Origin of the sequence: Wolbachia endosymbiont (group E) of Neria commutata (assembly GCF_964026735.1) — a bacterium.
In the GTDB taxonomy this organism is placed as follows: Bacteria; Pseudomonadota; Alphaproteobacteria; order Rickettsiales; family Anaplasmataceae; genus Wolbachia.
The window spans coordinates 345228-361992 of the sequence record NZ_OZ034692.1 but is presented as its reverse complement, the minus strand read 5'-3'; the positions used below and the strand labels follow the sequence as shown (position 1 = coordinate 361992).

Annotated in this window: 15 protein-coding genes and 4 pseudogenes; 12 read left to right on the top strand and 7 right to left on the bottom strand. The window is 33.9% G+C overall.

Features of this window, described 5'->3' with window-relative positions:
* Positions 1 to 62 precede the first annotated feature (62 nt).
* A pseudogene (locus AAGD89_RS01820) lies at positions 63 to 260 on the top strand (transposase family protein); the annotation flags it as partial.
* A gap of 170 nt (positions 261 to 430) precedes the next feature.
* Here the strand turns inward: AAGD89_RS01820 and map are convergent.
* The 6 genes from map to AAGD89_RS01790 all read right to left on the bottom strand — a co-directional run bounded on the left by map (position 431) and on the right by AAGD89_RS01790 (position 8674).
* Positions 431 to 1213 carry a type I methionyl aminopeptidase gene (map, locus tag AAGD89_RS01815; protein ID WP_341808592.1) on the bottom strand — a complete coding sequence of 261 codons (783 nt, stop codon included), beginning with the start codon at positions 1211 to 1213 and terminating at the stop codon, positions 431 to 433.
* A 173-nt stretch (positions 1214 to 1386) separates the two neighbouring features.
* Entirely contained in the window at positions 1387 to 3435 is a 2049-nt protein-coding gene (locus AAGD89_RS01810) for a hypothetical protein (RefSeq protein ID WP_341808591.1), read from the bottom strand.
* 26 nt (positions 3436 to 3461) lie between these two features.
* Positions 3462 to 4712, bottom strand: coding sequence for a group II intron reverse transcriptase/maturase (gene ltrA / locus AAGD89_RS01805; protein WP_341807935.1), 1251 nt, complete (start codon positions 4710 to 4712; stop codon positions 3462 to 3464).
* 534 nt (positions 4713 to 5246) lie between these two features.
* The gene (locus AAGD89_RS01800; protein WP_341808893.1) at positions 5247 to 7928 is read right to left on the bottom strand and encodes an ankyrin repeat domain-containing protein; all 2682 of its coding nucleotides are present in this window, start codon (positions 7926 to 7928) and stop codon (positions 5247 to 5249) included.
* The gene (locus tag AAGD89_RS01795) at positions 7916 to 8341 is read right to left on the bottom strand and encodes an ankyrin repeat domain-containing protein (protein WP_341808892.1); all 426 of its coding nucleotides are present in this window, start codon (positions 8339 to 8341) and stop codon (positions 7916 to 7918) included. The genes AAGD89_RS01800 and AAGD89_RS01795 overlap by 13 nt, the downstream gene beginning before the upstream one ends.
* A gap of 198 nt (positions 8342 to 8539) precedes the next feature.
* On the bottom strand, positions 8540 to 8674 hold the full coding sequence (locus AAGD89_RS01790) for a hypothetical protein (protein WP_341808590.1): 135 nt from the start codon (positions 8672 to 8674) through the stop codon (positions 8540 to 8542).
* 121 nt (positions 8675 to 8795) lie between these two features.
* Here AAGD89_RS01790 and ligA point away from each other — a divergent pair, with 121 nt between their 5' ends.
* The 11 genes and pseudogenes from ligA to AAGD89_RS01750 all read left to right on the top strand — a co-directional run bounded on the left by ligA (position 8796) and on the right by AAGD89_RS01750 (position 16231).
* Complete coding sequence (gene ligA / locus AAGD89_RS01785; protein ID WP_341808589.1) at positions 8796 to 10799, top strand: NAD-dependent DNA ligase LigA; 2004 nt, start codon at positions 8796 to 8798, stop codon at positions 10797 to 10799.
* Between the two features lie 191 nt (positions 10800 to 10990).
* A pseudogene (locus AAGD89_RS01780) lies at positions 10991 to 11452 on the top strand (helix-turn-helix domain-containing protein); the annotation flags it as partial.
* 117 nt (positions 11453 to 11569) lie between these two features.
* A complete protein-coding gene (locus AAGD89_RS01775) occupies positions 11570 to 12589 on the top strand; it encodes an IS110 family transposase (protein WP_341808235.1) in 1020 nt (339 codons plus the stop codon).
* 542 nt (positions 12590 to 13131) lie between these two features.
* On the top strand, positions 13132 to 14079 hold the full coding sequence (locus AAGD89_RS01770; protein ID WP_341808588.1) for an ankyrin repeat domain-containing protein: 948 nt from the start codon (positions 13132 to 13134) through the stop codon (positions 14077 to 14079).
* A 26-nt stretch (positions 14080 to 14105) separates the two neighbouring features.
* Positions 14106 to 14198, top strand: a pseudogene (locus AAGD89_RS07260) (hypothetical protein); the annotation flags it as partial.
* A 13-nt stretch (positions 14199 to 14211) separates the two neighbouring features.
* Entirely contained in the window at positions 14212 to 14403 is a 192-nt protein-coding gene (locus AAGD89_RS01765) for an ankyrin repeat domain-containing protein (RefSeq protein WP_341808587.1), read from the top strand.
* The gene (locus tag AAGD89_RS07255) at positions 14399 to 14602 is read left to right on the top strand and encodes an ankyrin repeat domain-containing protein (RefSeq protein ID WP_410541871.1); all 204 of its coding nucleotides are present in this window, start codon (positions 14399 to 14401) and stop codon (positions 14600 to 14602) included. Before AAGD89_RS01765 ends, AAGD89_RS07255 begins: the two co-directional genes overlap by 5 nt.
* A gap of 211 nt (positions 14603 to 14813) precedes the next feature.
* On the top strand, positions 14814 to 14966 hold the full coding sequence (locus tag AAGD89_RS01760; RefSeq protein WP_341808586.1) for a helix-turn-helix transcriptional regulator: 153 nt from the start codon (positions 14814 to 14816) through the stop codon (positions 14964 to 14966).
* Between the two features lie 3 nt (positions 14967 to 14969).
* Positions 14970 to 15017 (top strand): annotated as a pseudogene (locus tag AAGD89_RS07250) (hypothetical protein); the annotation flags it as partial.
* 30 nt (positions 15018 to 15047) lie between these two features.
* Entirely contained in the window at positions 15048 to 15251 is a 204-nt protein-coding gene (locus AAGD89_RS01755; RefSeq protein ID WP_341808585.1) for a hypothetical protein, read from the top strand.
* A 245-nt stretch (positions 15252 to 15496) separates the two neighbouring features.
* The gene (locus tag AAGD89_RS01750; RefSeq protein WP_341808584.1) at positions 15497 to 16231 is read left to right on the top strand and encodes a hypothetical protein; all 735 of its coding nucleotides are present in this window, start codon (positions 15497 to 15499) and stop codon (positions 16229 to 16231) included.
* Positions 16232 to 16266: 35 nt separating this feature from the next.
* Here the strand turns inward: AAGD89_RS01750 and AAGD89_RS01745 are convergent, their stop codons facing one another.
* Complete coding sequence (locus AAGD89_RS01745) at positions 16267 to 16743, bottom strand: hypothetical protein (RefSeq protein ID WP_341808583.1); 477 nt, start codon at positions 16741 to 16743, stop codon at positions 16267 to 16269.
* Positions 16744 to 16765 lie beyond the last annotated feature (22 nt).

Here is a 16765-nt window from a genome sequence, read left to right as displayed (position 1 = left end):
TTTGTTTGATATCAGAGACAATACCCCTGGGAGAGCATGTAAACTTTGTATCCGTTCAGGGCAGCGGTAAAAAATCACTAACGGAGGAGCAAAAGGAGCATAATCGAAAGTTGGCATCGTTCAGGATGCGAGTGGAAAATAAGATACGCGAGATAAAAATCTTCAAAATAATGTCAAATGTTTACCGCAATTTTCAGAAAAAATACAACATGAGATTTAATACTATTGCCGGAATTATGAATTTGCGGCACGGGTTTTAACTTACCTTACTTTTGGGTTATCTAATATTCTAAATTTTCATCCTTTGATTCGCAGCAGGTCTACTTTTTTATGATGGTAATTTTAAAAAATTTTCTACTTGCCTCTGGTTTGACTAACTTTTTTATCAATAAACAGACCTCATTGTGAGGATTAAATCTAATAAAGAAATTTAATCATAGGGTGGAAAATGCCAATTCTTAGGTGATAATGTGAATATCTCAACGCCATCTTTTGTAACACCAATTGTGTGTTCAAATTGAGCAGAAAGTGAAAGGTCACGCGTTGTTACCGTCCAGCCATCAAGTTTGCTGAGCAGAGTCTCATTTCTTCCAGCATTGATCATTGGCTCTATTGTAAAAAACATTCCCTCTTCCATGGTTAAATTTTCATCTTCGTCATAAAAGTGCACTACATTTGGCGGAGCATGAAAGACCTGTCCTATACCATGCCCACAATAATTACGCACAATAGAATATCCAAAGTCACTAATGTATTTTTCTATAGCAAGCCCTATTTCATTTAATTTATTGCCAGGTTTTACTTGTTTGATTGCTTCCATTAACGCATGATAAGTGGCATCGCATAAGCGTTTTGCCTTTATTGATGGTTTACCAGCCCAAAACATACGACTTGTGTCACCATACCAGCCATTTAAAATCACTGTGACATCGATATTTAAAATATCTCCATCTTTAAGTGGTATATCATCAGGAATGCCGTGGCATACAACAGCATTCTTTGAAGTACAAATTGACTTGGGATATCCCTTATAGTTGAGAGGTGCTGGAATTGCACCTGCTTTTATAATAAAATTATGACATAAATCATTTAATTCATTAGTCGTTGTTCCTACCTTTACATGTGGCGCAATGAAATCAAGCGTCTCGGCAGCAAGTCTGCCAGCTTTGCGCATAAATTCAAAATCTTCTTGTGAGTGTATAGTTATGCTCATATTTCAAGTCTCTAATTTCCAAGAAAAATAAGGAATTTTAGTTTATCATCTATAATATGAATAAATTTATTAAATTCCAGTGTCAAGGACTGCTCAGTAATAAACTTAAGGATAGCATTAAAATATTCACGTTGCCACCCAAAAGTTGGCATTACTCTTTGCTTTAAGTCTCTCTATCTTCTTGCAGAAGGCATCGTGCTGATCAATGCTTTTAGTGAAAGATCCTTTAATTTTGGCATTGGATCATTTGTAGTATCATTTTGACTTTCTATAAACATACCATCGATTATTTCGTCCATACTTGAAGTTACATTATCACTTGCATCAGTCAATTCAACATTTTTAATAAATTCATTATTTTTTAAATCATTTTTTATTTTCTCACTATCAAATAAATAATCAATTGTAATGTTTTCGATGATCCCTTTGCTCAACAATGCTAGAGCTAATTGGCAATTTCTTACAAGACATCCTGAATGTTCTGTGTACTTAGGATGACTTATAAGTTCCTTTATGCCGTCAGTACCTAATACTTCTACTAAGCTATCCATATTTAATATTGTTTGGGAAGGGTTGTTTTGTATATTTGTTATAAGATTTTCTTTTTTTAATAACTCGCCTATATCTTTAATATTTTGTATAAACCTCTTATTAACTAATATTTTAAGTAAACCACAGCCAATAATATCAAGGTCATTAACTTCCTTTTGAATATCAGATATAGTTATATAAAGTGATTCAATATCATCACGACTTTTTATGATTTCTTTATCAACAAGAACTTTTATGGTTTTAAGAGAAAGAATTGTATATAATCTATCACTTTCTCGATCTACTCTATATATGCTTTCTCTTCCCCGTGTACCATTATACACTACAAATATGGCGTTAGTTTCAACTATGGAATTATATCGTATTATCTGCTTATCAAGTAAAGTTTTAACTAAATCTAGGTCAAGATTACATAGCATCTCAACTTGCTCTCTATTTTTAAAGCAACGCAATATATCTTGTATATCTTCCACTATACTTTTATTAATCAAAGTCTTAAGTAGATCTAAGTTAAGGTTTAATGTATTAATAGTATCTTGAGTAATACGAGGAAAAAGCTTACATATCAAATCAACTGTGTGTCGTAAATCACTACAAGTTCTATAATACTTATCTTCCTGTTCATCTTCGTGAGAACCCCAGAAGTTTCGCATTGTTACAGCTTTGCTTGTAGCAACATTAACCAAGACATTAATTAGCTCGTGATTCATGCTATTAAACTTTTTAGTGTTTTCTTTGATGTCAAAAATAGTGAAAACTTCACTTAAGTTACTCAATACTGGATTATAGCCATAATTTAGGTTTTCATTGGCTAATTTCTCAGCCTCTCTTAAGTTAAGTTTATCAATAACGCTGTCAATTAAAGTGCTAATCAAATCTACATCAATACTGTTAAGGTTATCAAATCTTGTTTCATTTTTAAAAATGCTAAGAAATGCTTTCCCTATAATTCCTTTGTCGTGAAACAACTTTAACAAAGCAGGATTAGCACTACTCAACTTATTTAAGTTTTCAATCTCTTCTTTAGTTAAGCCATTAAAAAAGCCTTTTATCATACAAAGAGTGTCCTGAAATTCAGACCAAAATATAGATGACTCTCTTTCGCACGGATCTTCTTTTTTGTCTATTGTTTTCTTTAAATAATAAGATCTAGTGCCTTTAGGAATAGTTGCATAGCTCATCAAAGCATCAAGCGAATCAAGGCTAATCCTATTAAATTTCTCAACATTTTCTTTAGTCTGAAAGAAAGCAAGAAATTCATAGAATGAACTGCTGTTTACTAAATTACCACCGCGATAATCACGTAATTGCTCATACTCCTTTGAGTGACACTGATTAATAATACTGTCAACTAGAGCACTGAATAAGTCAAAATTCACATTATTAAGGCCATTAATTATTTCTTTTTCTGATAGTAGAACATTACTAAACCTGCTATTACTACCTATAACTTTTTTATCTAAGAGGAATTTTAGCCAAGTAAGATCAATACTGTTCAATATATCAACTTGCTCTTGAGTGCAAAAAAATTGGTCAAGGTCAAATTTATTGTGCCAAATGCTTTTGAATCCAAATAACGATAAACCTACTGAGGCAGAATTGCCAATTACTATAGAATGGGAGAGTAGACCGGTGGAACTTCCCCACCAGTCTCTCGCAGAACTGTGCATGAACCTCGCGACTCACACAGCTCCCATTATTCAGTCTTTTGCCCTAAACCAAGTGTCCAGTGGTAAAAAGTATTTGGCTCTTCTTTCCTCATTTTTCCTAGAAGTTGCCTTGCTAGTCTTCCATGATTTCGAAGCTTCTTATACTTTCTTCTGACCCACTTTTCTAGGTGCCGCTCTATGTTTCTCAGAGGTTTGTATATCTCTTTCCTGTAAAACCTGCCATAGTACTGATACCAGCCTCTGACTATTGGATTTACTATCTTTGATATTTCCTCTGATGTTTTGTGTGTATTTCGTAGTATTTTCCATGACCTTATGGTTGTAGTAATATTTTTCTTGGCCTTGTTGCTAATCGCAGGAAGAAATGAAACAAAATGCTTTCCTATTTTATTTCTTGCTAACCTGGGTCTAAATGTATAACCCAGAAAATCAAAACTTTGTTTAGGAAATTCACTTTTCCTATTGTCATCCTTGCAGTACACAATTTGTGTCTTTTCAGGATGTAATTTTAGCTTATACTCAGCCAATCTTTCTTCTATTGCTACCCTCATAAATTCTGCCTGCCTACTACTCTTGCAGTGCACTATCGCATCATCTACATACCTCTCAAATGCTATTGTTGGGCACTTTCGTCTCATCCACTCATCAAATACATGATGCATAAATATGTTTGAGATCAGCGGGCTTGTTGAACCTCCTTGCGGAACTCCTTTTTCCCTAACTACCTTACCGCCATCTGCTTGCTGAATTGGAGCTTTTATCCATCTTTCAACATACAGTATGACCCATTTGCAGTCTGTGTGCCTTTTGATAGCTTGCAATGCCAACTCGTGGTCCAAATTGTCGAAAAATCCTGCTATATCAAGATCTATCGTCCAATCGTACCACCAGCATCTTTTCCTCGCAGTTCCTACCGCATCCAGTGCAGATTTGTTTGGTCTATAACCATATGAATCTTCATGAAACTTCGGTTCTACTAACGGTTCTAGATACATTGTAGCTGCTGTCTGCGCTATCCTGTCCGATACTGAAGGAACACATAAAATTCTTTGTCCCCCTCCCGTACCTTTTGGTATTGCTACAGCTTTTACAGGCTCTGGAAAATAACTTCCAGATGACATCCGATTCCATAGTTTATAGAGATTATCTTTTAGATCTTCCTCAAACTTTGTTATCGAAACCTCATCTACACCAGCAGCACCCTTGTTTTTGGACACTTGTTTATAAGCTCTCCTAATAAGTTGCTTCGGTATATCAAAAGACTTTGTTTTATTCATTTACTCCTCCCTTTCGGTTGACAAATAACTAAAACTGAATAACTCAGCCCCTTCGCTCCATTCCCATTACAGAAACTTCTTCACTACTACGAGCTGATCCGCCCCTGTTTTCCGTATCGGTACTCTCACCCTTGGAGTTTAGCTCCTTGGATTTCTCCCTTATCATCGAAACGACAGGTTCCCGTAGTTCCACACAATAGCCTGAAATAGATTCATGCCACCTCTATGCCGGACGCCATCTACCCAGTAAACAAGTTCCTGATAGACTTATCCCAGGTTAATCAAGACCCCCTGGTTTTGACGCCACCTAATTGTTTTCGACACTTCATCAGTGGTTCACTTTCGTTCATCTTTCTATTCCATACATGACGCATAATTACGCCTTTTCCATAATGCTCACTACCTTGGCTCTTTACCAAAGCAGCTTATGGTTGTTTGAAGCCTGCTCTTGTAAACCGGCTTCGAGGGGCCCACCCTCATCTATTGCGTAGCTTTTGCACTTAGTTTGCTCTTTTCAGAACATTCTTTGTGTCTCTATGGCACACCTTGATCAACGATTTTATTCAGTTCAACCATATTCTGAGCTTTTGATACTAGATCTAAAAATTTATTCAACTTTAATTCTTCATGCTTTATAAGCTTAGCCCGTCCAAGATGGCTTCTTTCTTCTACATTTACTTCTTGTGTAGAAGAGTCCGAAAGTATAGTACTCGGTTCTTTACTATTAATATCAGTAGTTGGCGCTGCTTTTTGCACATCACTTTTAATTTTGTCACTACTTTCTATTCCCCACCCATATTCATCATATTCGCTGTATCCGAAATCTATAGAGCTTTTGGTTACTGGTCCTGGATATTTTTGCTTAGCATTAGACCACGCAGATGTACCACAGTTTTCTGGAATATCACCTTCTTCTCCCCACCAAGACTCTTCAATTTTTAACTCTTTAGCCCATTCAGATTTAATTTCTTCTGCTGTTACTTCTTCTTGATATCGCAACCCTTCATGATCACCTTGAAGATCCCATTTATCCACTACGTAATCACTGCGAGTTAGTCCATTTACTTTATTATAAGCATTGTCAAGATAAAGATCTGGAACTTCTTTTACATGTGAACCTACTTCATGGTAAAAATTTTTACCAGGCAAAGGAGCACTTTTTTCTACCGGAGCAGTGCATTCTGTATTACCATCCCCATTACGGTCAACTGCATTAAGGATCTCGTTTAGCTTCTCTTTTTCTTGCTTATCTCCATCAAGAACTTCTATAAATTTTTTATACCGTAAAGGATCATTAGTAGAAGAGAGAATCAATCTTTCAAACATTTCATAGATTTCTTCTCTCTTTTGTTCTTCATAATCTTTATTGAGGATTCTTGCAGTAACAACATGCAGAGGAGTTGCTCCTATTTTATTTGGAATATTGAAATTTGCCTCTTCTGATATAAACATATGTATTGCGTCTGCATTAAGATTATCAGCAGCAATAAATGTAGGGGGTGCGCCTTTATAACTAGTATCATTTTTCGGACTTACAACGCTACTTGCATCCATATTACCATCGTGCATGGTAATAAAATTATTTTCTAAAATTTCAGTATCTGCTTTTGTGAAATTACCGCACTGAACATTTAAATCAGCTTCGTTTCTAATGAAAAACTCCATTTGACTGACCTTTCCATATTTAGCTGCAATATGGATTGGTGCTACGCCATGTTTATTTTTCGCATTAACATCCATGCCACTGCTTACGAGAAAATCTAAAATTTCTTCACCACAACCCCATTTTACTGCGTGATGCAAAAGTGTATTTCCTTCTTTATCACGAACACTAAATCTTGCATGAGTTTCTTTAACTGCTGACGTTATAATTCTTGATAATTCACCTTTTACAGAATTATAAGATTCCTTATCTTGTCTTATAATATCTGGAATCACAGCCTCTATCTGTTCGTCTATATCTTTGATACCCAGGCTATGGTGAAGAAGAATAGGATGCAATATCTTATCCTTAATAGACTTTGATATCGAATACCAAAGTAAGTTTGAGAAGCATTGCATATGTGAAGGTACATTTAGCGCACCTTCAATTTTTTCTTGTGTTACTTCTGAATCAATTGTAGAAGAAACAAGCAACTTTAATATTTCAGGATCTTTATTTTTAATAGCATAGTGAAACGGTGTATAACCATTTTTATCTGTTACTACAACTTTTGCTCCTTTTTCATCTGTAACAATGATTCCCGCTCCCTTTTCCAGCAGGGTGTTTATTACATCGTGATTTCCGCTTTCAATAGCAAAAAATAAAGGTGTATTACCATTTTGATTTTTGGTATTTACATATTTTTTTGCCTTAACTTCGCGCTCCAGTTCAAGATTGTATACTTCGTATAGAAGTTGAGTGCGAGCTTCCTCATCTGTTTCTTGGTAATACTCTACCATTTTTTCATAAATAAGCTCAGCAAGATCTTTTACGTGACAGCTAACAAAAGAGCTAATCATGGCAATAATGTTTTCACCATTATCATAATCAAACTCGCGTTCTTCATCTTTATTGTCAGCACCATAGAATTTGTGATTATTGTAAATAATATAATGTAAAGGATTATTACCTTCACTATCTACAGCACTAACGTTTGCTCCTTGTTCAAGAAGTAATTGAATCATACTCCTTTGTCCGATAAAAGCAGCTCTGTGTAATATAGTCACTCCATTTTCATTGCTTATGTTAAAATCAATTTTTTTTCCACTTTTTATTATTAAGTCTAAGATATTTGTACTATTTCCTTTGCTTTCAACAGCATCAAAAATAGGCGATTCTCCGGTTCTTTCGTGTACGAGGTTAATGTCTGTTTCATTATTTTCTAAAAAGAATTGTACAATATCCAAGGATTCGTCCATGATTGTAAGACGAAACGGTGTATTACCGTCCATATCTTTAGCGTTAGGATCAGCTCCTTCCTTTAGTAACAACTTCGCACTTTCTTGATAACCGTATTGCGCAGCAATATGTAAAGGAGTTTTTCCCTCTATATCTTGTACATTCAGATCAGCACCAGCACCTAAAAGTAAACTTAACGTCTCAGTGTAGAAAAGGCTTTGAGTATTGTGTAATATCGTTGATCCAAACTTCCCCCTTGGAAGATTAAGTACAATCTTCAGATCTTCACTGTTCTCTTTTTTATGGTAGTCTAAAAACTTCTTTAAAGCTGCAATTTTACCATTATCAACCTTTTATCTAATTCTTTCAGCTCGTCAGGTAATTTCTGCTGCTTATTATCTAAAAAGGCGCCAACAGCAATAAGATAATGGCAATCAGCTGCCATTTGCAATGGAGTCTTGCTGTCATTACCTTTCATATCGGGATTCGCTCCTGCATTTAAAAGCGTTTCAATACTTCCAAAGCACTTGAATTCAGTAGCATAATGTAGAGGAATTTTCCCTTCTTTGTCTTTTATATTTTGGTCAGCTCCTGCATTTAAAAGCATTTCAATACTTTCAACGCAATCAAACTGAGCAGCGTGATGTAATGGAGTTCTTTCTTTATTATCTTGTATATTAGGATCAGCTCCTGCATTTAAAAGCAATTTTGTCATCTCATGATGAAAATCTGCAGCATCGTGTAATATTGTCGTTCCATCTTCTCTCTGAAAATTAAGGACAGACTTAAGATCTTCACTATCTTCAGCATCTAAAAAATTCTCCAGGTACTCAATATTATTTGGCTCTTCTCTTTCAAATTTATTTTCAAAAAAATCAGATCCATAGGTTTGGAAGGATTCCTTTAGCTCATCCAGAATACTCAGTAGCTTTTCACGTATTTCCTTCTACTTTTCTGTCAATTCTAGCAAACCTGATAAGCCTGGTTCTTTAGAACTAGATTCTATGTTTTTATAACCTGTTAATCCCGGATTTTTAGCAGCTGATACTGCAGAACGGTTATTTGTTGTAGTCTCGACCATTTGTCCCTCTACTTTTAATATCACACATATAGATTATGGCTATATACTTATCAAATTTTCATTAACCATACTTTCAATAAAAATTGTGTACTAATTTCAATATGTCAAGTATAAATTACATATGATTGATTTTAAAAAACTGAAAGAGGAGCTTACTAGGCTGAAAATCAAAATAAGCTACCATAATAAGTTATACTACCAGAAAAATGCACCGGAAATCACTGATGCTGAGTATGATGAACTGAAGAAAAAGGCAGCTGAAATAGAGAAACAATTTCCAGAAACCGGTGATACGCAAAATAGTGTTGGTGCTGCGCCTGATGAAAGGTTTTCTAAAGTAAAGCACATAGAACCCATGCTTTCACTTGATAACGCTTATAATGAACAAGGTGTAGAAAAGTTTTTACTCAAGATAAAAAGGTTTTTAACTGAAGATAAAATAGAGATATTATGTGAACCAAAAATTGATGGGCTATCATTTTCTGCAGTTTATGAAGATGGAATATTCGTTAAAGCTGCAACTCGTGGTGATGGCTATATAGGTGAGGATGTAACTCACAATGTTGCAACAATAAAAGACTTTCCTAAATTTTTGCAAGGTGTGCAAGGTAGATTGGAAATAAGAGGTGAAATATATATTTCGAATGATGATTTTTTACAATTAAACGCAAGCAACGAGTTTGCAAACCCACGCAATGCAGCTGCAGGCTCTTTGAGACAACTGGATGCAAGCATTACAGCAAGCAGGCCACTGAAGTATTTTGCTTATTCCTTAATAGGTGGAGCAGAGAAAAGCCAACATGAAGTGCTAAGTAATCTTAAAGCACTTGGTTTTTGTGTAAACCAGCACCAATCTTTAGCAAATAATCTGAATGAGATGCTAGAGTTTTATAATAAGATTTATAACTGTCGCTATGATTTAGGCTATGATATTGATGGAATAGTTTTTAAAGTAAATGATTTAGCATTGCAGGAACGCCTTGGAAGCACTCATAAAGCTCCACGCTCAGCACTTGCATACAAATTTCCTGCAGTTTGTGCAAAAACAAAATTAAACAAAATATCTATACAGATTGGTAGAACTGGAATGTTAACTCCAGTTGCAGATTTAGTGCCAATCAATATTGGTGGAGTATTAGTTAGTAGAGCAAGTCTGCACAATCAAGATGAGATCAAACGAAAAGACATAAGAGAAGGTGATATTGTAACGGTAAAAAGAGCAGGAGATGTCATTCCACAAATTATTGAAGTTGATAAGAATTCTCGTATTCCAAATACACCTGAGTTTGTATTTCCAGAGGTCTGCCCTGAATGCGGAAGTGCAGTACATCAAATTGAAGGAGAAGCAGCAGCAAGGTGCTCTGGAGAATTTATCTGTAAAGCTCAAATCATAGAAAAATTAAAGCATTTTGTATCTAAAGACGCATTTGATATTGTTGGTTTTGGAGAAAAACAGATAGAATTTTTTTATAATCTTGGTCTAATAAAACAAATTTCTGATATTTTCACTTTAGAGAAAAAATTAAACGAGTTTAACTTGAGTGAGCAAGAAGGATGGGGTGAGAAATCAATAGCTAGCTTGTTAAGTTCTATACAAAATAGAAGAGTAATAACTTTCAATAGGTTTATATTTTCTTTGGGTATTAGATCTATCGGTCAAGTGACAGCAAAATTGCTTGCAAATTATTATATATTTTATGAAAATTGGTATTCTTCTATGATTAAATTGTCACCTGATAAAGAAGTTTTTTCTGAGCTAGTAAGTATAGATGGTATAGGAAAAAAAACAGCAAAGTGTTTGGAGCTATTTTTTTCTGAGAAACGTAATGTTGAAGTATTAAACAATCTTACTTCTTACCTACAAATTCTTTCCGTCGATACCAATAATGGTGATTCTATTCTGAGCGATAAAATTGTAGTGTTTACTGGTTCATTATTAACTATGAGTAGAAGTGAAGCAAAAGCAAAAGCTGAAGCTCTAGGAGCGATAATTAGCTCAAGTCTTTCTGCTAAAACTGGTTATCTAATTGTAGGAGGTAAGCCTGGATCTAAATATAAAAAAGCACTGGAATTAGGTGTAGAAATTTTAAATGAAAATCAGTGGAATGAAATTATAGGTCTGTAATATTTATAACTTTTCTCACAATATAGTACTTCCTAAACTAAACAATAAATCTCCATAATCTCCTGCCTACCAAAAGTGTAGATTTTCTTGGCCAATAACGGCTCCATTTGAGAACAGACCCCCTGCGAAAAGGTAAAAAATAGATGAAAAACACTAAAAAGTGTATAAAATGAAAATTTTAGAAGAGTAAAATGGCAATAAGTTACGTAAAAATAGCAAAAACACCATATGTTTTTAGACAATTGACAGGGCTCACAACATCTGAATTTGAAAAAATCGTGGAAAAAGTCCGTCCAGAATGGGAAAAACTTGAGAAAAAAAAGAAATGTTATGGCAGAAAATCACATATCGAGACGCTGGAAGACAAAATTTTGTGTGTATTAATTTATTACAGAACGTACATAACGCATCCATTTTTGGGTTTTTTGTTTAATTTGCACAACTCAAATATTTGCCGACTTTTGAAGAAAATGGAGCCATTATTGGCCAATATTGGCCAAAAAAATTACTATAAAAAAGGATAGAACGCTGACTCCAGAGAGGATTTAAAAATTTTAGCAGACGTCACAGAGCAACCGATACAGCGTCCGAAAGACAGCAAAAAACGTAAGAAAAGTTATTCCGGAAAAAAGAAAACAACCACAATAAAAACATACTGTAATTGCTATTGAATGATGGAGATACATACTCCATTATTTTAGCACGAAGTAACAAATTCAATGAATTAGTTCTTCAAAAATAATTTAAACTTTTACAGTAGGAGTAGTCTCATGAAATATTATAGCGGATTAGATGTCTCACTCAAAGAAACTTTTATTAGCATCATTGATGAGAAAGGAAAAATTGTTAAAGAAGAAGTTGTTTCAAGTGAAAGCAGCACAATAGCTAAATTTCTGCTTAGTCAAAGCAAAGAATATGAATCCATAGGAATAGAAAGTGGACAATTATCAATATCGATGTGTAAAGAATTAAGGGATTTTGGGTTACCAGTAATTTGTGTAGATGCAAGACATATGGCAGCAGCGTTATCTGCAAGAATCAATAAGAATGATAAAAATGATGCAAGAGGCATAGCACAAATGATGAGAGTTGGGTTATACAGAGAAGTATGGGTAAAATCAGATGAATCTTGCCAAATCAAGATAGCAGTTGGAAGCAGAAGACAATTAATATGTAGCAGAGAGCAAATTGTAGGAACAATGAGAGGATTATTGAAAATACATGGGATAAAAATTGGTCAAAGTTCTAGTTTTGCGAGTTTCTCTTTAAAAGTACAAGAAATGACTAACAACCTAGATGAAATTAGCAAAAACTCAATTGAATCATTAGTACATAGTCTAGAAACAATAGAAGAATCAATAGGAAAGCTTGATAAAATACTTTCAGAGCAAGGCAAAAAAGACGAAGATTGTAAATTATTAACTACTGTACCAGGAGTTGGTATTATAGTAGCAATGACATATAAAGTTGCAATAGATGATCCGTATAGGTTTGAAACATCTTATGCAGTTGGAGCCTATATGGGATTAAGCCCAAGGCAGTACGCTTCTGGGGAGATTAATTGTCATGGAAGTATATCAAAAATGGGGCCAGTGGAATGTAGGAATATGTTGTACGAAGCTGCGCAAACCTTACTGACAAGATGTAAAAAGACATTTAAATTGAAGAGCTGGGGATTAAAGCTTGCAAAAAAGAAGGGTATGAAGAAAGCAATTATTGCTGTAGCAAGAAAACTATCTGTAATTATGCATAGGATGTTGGTTAACAAAACAGAATTTTGTTATCAGTAAATGCAAGAAAAATAGATAATTTCATGTAAAGTAAAGATAGCAATGCCGATGGAAGGGATAAGCAAGAATTCCGGTTGAAGCATAGACTTCGTTGTAAACATATTGCCGTCCACTTCCGCCCTAACAAGTATAATGCGGCTTGGCAAATTAAAGTTTTAGCCATATCAGATCGCGGAGAGAACCATGGAAAGCATGCTACTTTCAACTTATGTAAAATTATCAAGAGTTGTGGAGGAAAATATGAAGCTTTAGATTTAACAAGTTAATGAATATGTGCATAAGTACTTTTAATGTGTGTAGGCGTACTTATGCACATATTTATTAACCACATCTATTTAAAAAAGATTAATTAAAAATGTAGTACTGGTATTTTATTTGCTAATAAAACGATTTTTAGTTGAATAAAATAGTACAATAGTAAGTAAAAATTTTATTAGAGCTGAATTTCGCACTAGAAAATATTTTTAGTGATATAAAAAATTATTATTGACTTTTATGCAATTAGAGAACTGGTATAGTTTTATTAATTTAGTGAGGTTTATATGGAAAAGGAAATTGGAAAGGTAATATCAATTGATACTATCAAGGAACATCTTAAAAAGAATGATCAGGCTAAAGAAATTGCTAATTACAATGCTGAAGTGATGCAAGATGCAAGGTTGTATAATATAGCGCGATATCTGTATGGTAAATTTGATCTAACTATAGAGAGTGAAACTCAAAATGATTTAGGTAAAACACCTTTACATTTGGCTGTTGAAAAGAATAACTTGTACCTAATTGTATGCTTAAAAAATGAAAAGGCTAATTTAAATGCAAAAGATAAATATGGCTGGACTCCGTTACATTATGCAGCTGATATGTGCTATTTTGATATAGTAAAATTCCTTATAGATAATGGTGCTGACTTTAGGATTACTGATGACCAAGATAATACGCCTATGTTCTATGCATTTGAGCATGGTAATTTTGAGCTTATTAAATATTTTCTAGAGGAAAAATCTGTTGATCCAATGCAAACTGAAAGTGGTATTGATTGGACTCTCTTTGACAGAGCTGTTTCAAGTGGTAACTTAGATGTGATACGATATCTCATAGATGAGAGGAATGTTATTTATGATGGAAATGATCTGCTTGCAGGAGCGGTATCAAATGGTCATATGGAAACTATCAAATATCTTATAGAAGAAAAAGGAATTGATCCAAATTTTGCTAATGAGAATGGCTGGTCTCCACTACTTGATGCTGTTGCAAATGGTCACATTGAAATAACAAAGTATTTACTAGAGAAGAAGGCTAACATACATGCTACATTTAAAGATGGTTCCACTGTATTACATGTAGCTGCTCACGACTGTAATTTTGAAATAGTGCAACATCTTATAGAGAAAGGAGCAGATGTTAATGCTATGGATCATAAAGGAAATACTCCGTTACACTTGGTTGCTAAAGGTCATGAATTTCAAAATAAAAAAATCAACAAGATGTAGCAAAATACCTTGCAAGTTGTGGTGCTGAAGTTAATGCAAAAAACAATGATGGCATGACTGCTCTTGATATTGCAGCAAACCGTAATGTAATAAAACACCTAAATTCTATTAGTAAATGAGATGGAGGATAGTATGAAAAAGGAAATCAAATCAATGGATATAAATGAACATGACTCATTACATTCTGCTGTGCAAAGAGGTCTCTTTAATCTAGTGAAATGTCTCATAGAGGAGAGGAAGCGTGATATCAATGAGAGAGATAGTAGAGGTCGTACACCTTTACATTGTGCTGTAGAAAATGGTCACCTAGAAATACCTTATTGATAACGGAGCTGATCTTAATGTTGATGGCAAGGATTATAGAACTCCCTTACACATAGCTGCTTCCAATGGTCACTTAAATATAGTTGAATACCTTGTAAAAAAAATAGATCCAGTTCGACTGGATGAGTTCATTAATGCTAAAGATAAATATGGTTACACTCCTTTACACTATGCTATTCAAATTCCCCGAGAGGAATGAGATATCAATCAATAAAAAGGGTATCTTTTAATCTCATCAAGGAAACTTAGAATCTAGCAGATTTAAGAGACTTGAGGTTAAGAAAAAAACATGTCATTAAGATGTTGAAGTGACTATTTTCTACGCTGCTTTAATAAAATTTTAAAGTTATTAGCAGTATCTATTATATTTGGCTTATTATAGCCGTAATACCTAAAAAGGAGGCTCAGAAATGACTATTACCAATGTGAAAAATGACTCTTTTACTATAATAGAAAGAGCTGATACTGGATGCCCTAAAATAGGAAAAAAAATAAAGGAATTGAGACTATTACGAGGCTTGAGTCAGGGGGATTTAGGCAATATTGTTGGTGTTTCATTTTAGCAAATACAGAAATATGAATCTGGAAAAAATGCTATTTCAATTGATAAGTTATTAGCCTTAGCAAAAGCTCTATCTGTTGATTTGGCTGTTTTACTACCTACTACTATGGAAAGCAATTCAGCACTACATGAAGACAGCAATGGTTTTCAATATGACAGCGATGAAGAATGTGAGTTAGAAAATGATATGTTAGCTCTCATGAAAGGATATAGGAAAATTAAGAATAAAGAATTGCGCAAGATCGTTTATTCATTGGTAAAATCTTTATCTTCTTTTCAAGATTAGTGTGAATTTTAAATATCTTCTATTAGGCCTATACATGCCCTTGAATTTATGCTTCTTTTTGTCTTGAGCTGTCCTTAAAAGTTTTATTTTTTTATGCTGGTATTGGAAGTACGCAGAGGTAGGAGAAAGTTTTTATAAATGATTAAATTTTTATTAAGCTTTGAAGATAATCAGGTTAAAAATATATTGTTTTAATAATACTAATCTATATGCTAACTCTTATATATTATTGTTAGAGGTTATATATGTTAGCAGAAAAATCTATTCAAGCTACCGTTGAAAGTACGAGAGACAATCACAGTGGAGAAATCATTTTTTTCAATGGTCAGCCAGCTGGTTTAATAAAACAAAATGAAAAACAAGGTCCTAGGTATTTACCTGACGATCATGAATTGGCTAAAAAAGTTAAAGAAGAAATCATTAAATATATAACGACTAATAAGCTTGAAAAAGTACATATAAGAATAAGGGACAATGAAGAGAGAGGCTATACATCAAGAGTAAGGCTTTCAGGAAACAAAGAAGTAACAGTCAGTAAGTTTTTGACTAGTGATTTTTGTAAGGCCAATAAAATTTCAAGATTTGCTTTGATTAATAGTGATGGAAGCAACGGGCTATCCTGCGATATGGATGAAAACAATGTCAGATACTATAAAGTTCAGAATGGATCACCTATAATAATGACTTTGAATTGGCAGACAAATGGTAAGCAGTGTAGTCTCATAATAGAGCTTGGTACAAATAACAATGTAAAAGTTATAGATAATAATGGTGTGACTATAGAAGATCTAGAAGCACATAATGATGTAAGAATAGGAAGTAGACCACTTGCTAATTCTAAGGAAGATTATTCTCTGTCTTTAGTTGAAGCAGTAAAAAAATCACAAATGAAGAGTGATGAAACGATATCACTACCACAATCAAAATTATCTGGGTTAAAGGAGCCAGAGCAAGCACAACAGCAGCCTGTAAGCAAGTAAAGTTGCAAGAAGTTATTAAAAGAGAAATTGGATGGTTATAGCCTTTTTGCAGAACAGAATTCCTCAACTTTGGTATTAGTGAATAGTGAACTAAGTTTTGTGCTTCCAGCTTCTATTAGCAGAGCTATTCCATAAACTGGAGCAGATATCATTAAAACAATTGCACCAATAATATAATTTTGAGCCTTCAATAGCTGATCTGGAAAGCAATCATCCAATTTTTTGTAATCGTTGATTTCTGGTTGTATATACAAATTTTCTTGTTTAGTAAAAGGATATACGATGGTAGATATTATTTTATGAATCATAAAAATTGGCATCGTGATAACTGCAACCAAAGCTGAAATCATGTGAAGTACCGGATAGATAAATAAATTATCAACAACATCATTTGTAAATCGATGATTATGTTTACTGCATCTTTTACCTTCATGTCCTTTTACAAGGCTTCCCAATCCTCGTATTATACAATAAGGTATAGAAAGGATATGCATTATAATGTCAGAAAGCAAAGTACAAAAAGTTCCAATTATT

What these genes read in the sequence shown, in the direction of transcription:
- map (WP_341808592.1), bottom strand. Translation starts at nt 1,213, where the DNA reads ATGAGCATAACTATACACTCACAAGAAGATTTTGAATTTATGCGCAAA.
- AAGD89_RS01810 (WP_341808591.1), bottom strand. Translation starts at nt 3,435, where the DNA reads ATGCACAGTTCTGCGAGAGACTGGTGGGGAAGTTCCACCGGTCTACTC.
- ltrA (WP_341807935.1), bottom strand. Translation starts at nt 4,712, where the DNA reads ATGAATAAAACAAAGTCTTTTGATATACCGAAGCAACTTATTAGGAGA.
- AAGD89_RS01790 (WP_341808590.1), bottom strand. Translation starts at nt 8,674, where the DNA reads ATGGTCGAGACTACAACAAATAACCGTTCTGCAGTATCAGCTGCTAAA.
- ligA (WP_341808589.1), top strand. Translation starts at nt 8,796, where the DNA reads ATGATTGATTTTAAAAAACTGAAAGAGGAGCTTACTAGGCTGAAAATC.
- AAGD89_RS01775 (WP_341808235.1), top strand. Translation starts at nt 11,570, where the DNA reads ATGAAATATTATAGCGGATTAGATGTCTCACTCAAAGAAACTTTTATT.
- AAGD89_RS01770 (WP_341808588.1), top strand. Translation starts at nt 13,132, where the DNA reads ATGGAAAAGGAAATTGGAAAGGTAATATCAATTGATACTATCAAGGAA.
- AAGD89_RS01765 (WP_341808587.1), top strand. Translation starts at nt 14,212, where the DNA reads ATGAAAAAGGAAATCAAATCAATGGATATAAATGAACATGACTCATTA.
- AAGD89_RS01760 (WP_341808586.1), top strand. Translation starts at nt 14,814, where the DNA reads ATGACTATTACCAATGTGAAAAATGACTCTTTTACTATAATAGAAAGA.
- AAGD89_RS01750 (WP_341808584.1), top strand. Translation starts at nt 15,497, where the DNA reads ATGTTAGCAGAAAAATCTATTCAAGCTACCGTTGAAAGTACGAGAGAC.